This window comes from Vicinamibacteria bacterium (assembly GCA_035620555.1).
In the GTDB taxonomy this organism is placed as follows: Bacteria; Acidobacteriota; Vicinamibacteria; order Marinacidobacterales; family SMYC01; genus DASPGQ01.
This window is the reverse complement of record DASPGQ010000764.1, coordinates 1-3856: the sequence shown is the minus strand read 5'-3', so window position 1 is coordinate 3856 and position 3856 is coordinate 1. Positions and strand designations below refer to the sequence as shown.

The following is a 3856-nucleotide window of genomic DNA, read 5'->3' as shown; positions in this document are numbered from 1 at the left end:
GCGCCCCAGACCGGCCGCGGCGGCAAGGGCGAGGGGTCGATCCTCGGCGCTCTCGGCGGCATCGGGGGGATGCTGGAACGCTGACCTTCTGGCTCGGCGCATCGCGGAGGCCTCCGACTTCGAGGGGCTTCGCCCATGGGGATGCGTCGTGATACCCCCAAGAATCTCCCGAGCGCTGCTTCGATAACGCTTCTAACCCACGGATTCAACCGGACTTCCGAGCTCTCGACCGAATATTCCGTTGGTACACTTCGTGCAAAGCATTAAGCGGGTCGAGGGGGTCTCCTGCTTCTACGGGGCTGATTGGGCGCGTGCATCCTCAAGTCGTGAACACGTTTCGAAAGCTGGCCCGGGAGCGGCGCACCGGCGTTCTCACCTGTGAAAGTGCTGCCGTCACCCGCCGGATCGTTTTCCACGAGGGCGGGATTACCGCCACGCGTTCTTCCTCCGACGACGAACGTCTCGGCGAGGTCATGGTCCGTCGAGGGTCGATCACCGATCAGCACTTGAAAGATGCCTCGCTCTTCGCTCGAAAGGGAAGGAGGCTCGGCGAGGTGCTCGTCGAGCTCCGCGTCATCGAGTTTGCCGAGGTCGAAGACCTCGTTCGCACTCAGCTTCTCGAAGTCGCATCGAACGTCATGATCTTTCCGCCCAAGAAAATGGCCTTCGCGTCGGGCGAAAGCCGCCTCACTCCCGCCGTGTCGAATCCGGTTCCGGTTCTCGACGTCATCATGGAAGCCGCCAGGCGAACCCCCGCGATCGAGGAGCACTTGAAGCGTCTTCTGGAAGACGAGCGTCATCTTTCCCTGAGCCGGGAATCGATGGTCCTGATGGAGCGGGTCAGCCTGCAGCCCCACGAGGCCTTCATCCTCTCTCGCATCTCCGGCTCGGAGCCCTCGCGATCGGTTTTCGCCCTGAGCCCGCTGTCGGAGGAGCAGACGGCGCGAGCCGTACTCGGCCACCTTTATGTCGGGATCCTGGAGCTGCGGGACAACCCGAACACGCACGGCCTGGCTCTGGTGAACTAGCCAGCCTCGAGCATCGGCGACGATGCCCTCTATCCGCGAACGGTCCGAACCGCCTTCGCGAATTCTTGAGCGCTCTGGTAACGGGCTTCGGCTTTCTTCGCGAGCGCCTTTTCGACGATGGGATCCCACTCGGGGCTGACCTTTCGCGCTGGGTTGGCGGTCGAGGGAGGAGGAGGCGTTTTCTGCAGGATCGAGAACATCACGTCGGTCGGCGCGGCGCCATCGAAAGGCCTCTTGCCTACCAGCAGCTCGTAGAGGACCACGCCGAGGGAGAAGACATCGCTCCGTGCGTCGACTTTCTTTCCGCTCACCTGCTCCGGGGACATATAGGCGGGCGTTCCGAGGATGCTTCCCGTCGCGGTCATGCTCGACTCCACGACGCGGGCGATGCCGAAATCCATCACTTTGATAACACCCGTCTTCGGCGTGATCATGATGTTGTCCGGCTTGACGTCCCGATGAAAGACGCCGTTGTCGTGAGCGTGCTGGAGCCCTTTCGAGGCTTCGATGATCACGTGCTTGATCTGAGGCACCGTGAGCTGCGTCGAACGGGTGAAGTTCTTCAGCGTATCGCCATCGACGAACTCCATGACGATGTAGGCGACGCCGTCCTCGCCTTCGAAGCTGTCGAAGATGGTCACGATGTTGGGATGCGTCAGCTTCCCGGCGGTCTTGGCTTCGCGCACGAAACGATGGCGTAGCTCGATCGCCTGCTGGGACGACATCTCCAGGTCCGGCCGCATCATCTTGATCGCTACCTTGCGATCGAGCTTGGTGTCCTGCATGAGGAGGACCTCGCCCATCGCGCCTTTCCCCAGCGCCTTGATCATTCGGTATCGGCTGCCGGGATTTCCCGGCTGAGGCTCGACACCAGGCATGCTATGTGCCACGGCCGAGGCGCCCGCTCCCGGCAGGGTCGGCACGAAGCTGCTCTCGACGTCGCCGGGGGAGGACGCAGCAGCGCTATAGTCGCCGGTGACGGCGGTTTCCTCGATCGAAGCCGGCGGCGGAGTTCGTGGCGGCGTCGGCGAGTAGGGTACCGACGAAGACCCGCCGATCAAACTCGAGGCGCCCAGCTGCGTGCCGACGCCGGCCTGGCGGAGGGCTTCGATGCGTTGGGCGACATCCCCGAAGTTTGGATCCATATCGAAAACGCGCTTGTAGCAAAGAAGGGCCTTGTCGAGCCGGTTGCGGCTCTGGAAGTCGAAGCCGAGGTTCAAGTAAATGGTCTTCATCTCCTCGCTCATCGGGAGCCGGCTGAAGGTCGCGATGGCGAGGTCGAGGCTGCCCTTCTCCTGGAACGCGAGCCCCTTTTCGAGCACCGCCTCGGCGATCTGAGTCTTCGCTTCTCGGACCTTGGCGGTTTCGGCTTCTTTGGCCTTCTCGGTCGAACGCAGTTTGAGGAAGACGGTGGTGGCGAACGGGAAGGCGACCGCCAAAGCCGGATACATGGGCGGCCACCAAATCGAATTGATGATGAAGAGATAAAGCGAGAGGGCGAGCACGGACAAAAGGAGGACGATTGCCGACGCAAGCAGCCAAGGTGTCGGAAGGCGCGGAAACAAGAGGATGCCGGCGACGGCCAGGGCAGCCACGAGCCCGAGCTCGAGGCCGATGCCCCAGCTCGGGGCACGAAGGAAATTCAGGAAGAAGAAGTTATCGAGAAATGCGGCATGGAGGACCACACCGGGCAACGTCCAGCCAAATGGAAATTCTCTGTCGTCGAGCCCCTCGGCGGCCATGCCGACTAGGACCGCCTTGCCCCCAAGCTCCCGCTCACCGACGTCGCCGCGAAGGACGTCCACGAAGGAATACCTCGGGAATGCGGCTCCGAGGTTGGTCGTCGTCCAGTTGATCCAGGTTTCGCCATTCTGCAGGATCGGGATCTCGTTATAGCCCACCCGTAGATGACTCTCGGTGACCTCGATCTCCTCGAGCGGAAGGTCGTAGACGCGCGCCACCTGCAAGGAAAAGGAGGGATAGGAACGGTCCCCGTGCCGGATGAGCAGCGGAGCCTGCCGAAGCGTGCCATCCGAGCTCGGAAGCATGACCACGTGACCGAAAGCAGCCGCCGCTTCGGCCAGCACCGGCGACGGCGGCTCGACGCCGGGAGCGGGAATCACGTTCAGGAACGGAACGTCGAAGCGAGGGACGGCTTGGTTAACGATATAGTCGGGAGGCGCCACACCTGGCGGGCTCGGGTCGCCGGCATTGTTGAAGGCCATCCCGAACACGATGTTCTTGGACGTTCGCATGGCTTCGGCAAGGGCATCGTCCTCCGGGGTCTCCCGGGAAAACGTGATATCGAAGCCGATGACATTGGCGCCCGCCTCCTGGAGCTTTTCGATGAACCGCACATACTTATCGCGGGGCCACGGCCAGCGCTCGGGCTCCGCATTGAGCGACTTTCCATCGATTTCGACGATGACCACTTGGGTACTCGCTTCGCGGTCGCCGCGGATGAGATACCAGAAGTCGAGGAACCGGAGCTGCAAGGACTGGCCGATACCCAGCAACATGCAGGCGAGAGCGACGAAGCCAGCGATGGCGGCGAACAGAGTCAGGCGGCGCGTCGCCTGCGCTTGCTCGTCAAAGAGGAGTCGGCCGTCGCTCATGTCTCACGAATGTTCCTCGGGCGTGGAACCGGGGCCTTCGACCCGCCAGACAAAGTGTCGCTGGGGCGCCTCGTCCTAGCGCTCACCCCGATAGGGCACGAAATCGTACCACCGCAGCCGAAAGCTGGCAACCAAATCTGTCCGGCCTTGACTCGGGTGGTCGTGCATCGGGCACAACCTACCCCGTGACCCCGGCAATGCGGGTCGAACCCT

Annotated in this window: 2 protein-coding genes; one reads left to right on the top strand and one right to left on the bottom strand. The window is 62.7% G+C overall.

All coding sequences use genetic code 11. The annotated features are described in order from the left end of the window. The first annotated feature begins 326 nt into the window (after window positions 1-326). Entirely contained in the window at window positions 327-1028 is a 702-nt protein-coding gene (locus VEK15_30645; GenBank protein HXV65092.1) for a DUF4388 domain-containing protein, read from the top strand. Window positions 1029-1057: 29 nt separating this feature from the next. On the opposite strand, the gene VEK15_30640 is transcribed toward VEK15_30645, so the two are convergent. Then, complete coding sequence (locus VEK15_30640) at window positions 1058-3643, bottom strand: CHASE2 domain-containing protein (protein HXV65091.1); 2586 nt, start codon at window positions 3641-3643, stop codon at window positions 1058-1060. Window positions 3644-3856 lie beyond the last annotated feature (213 nt).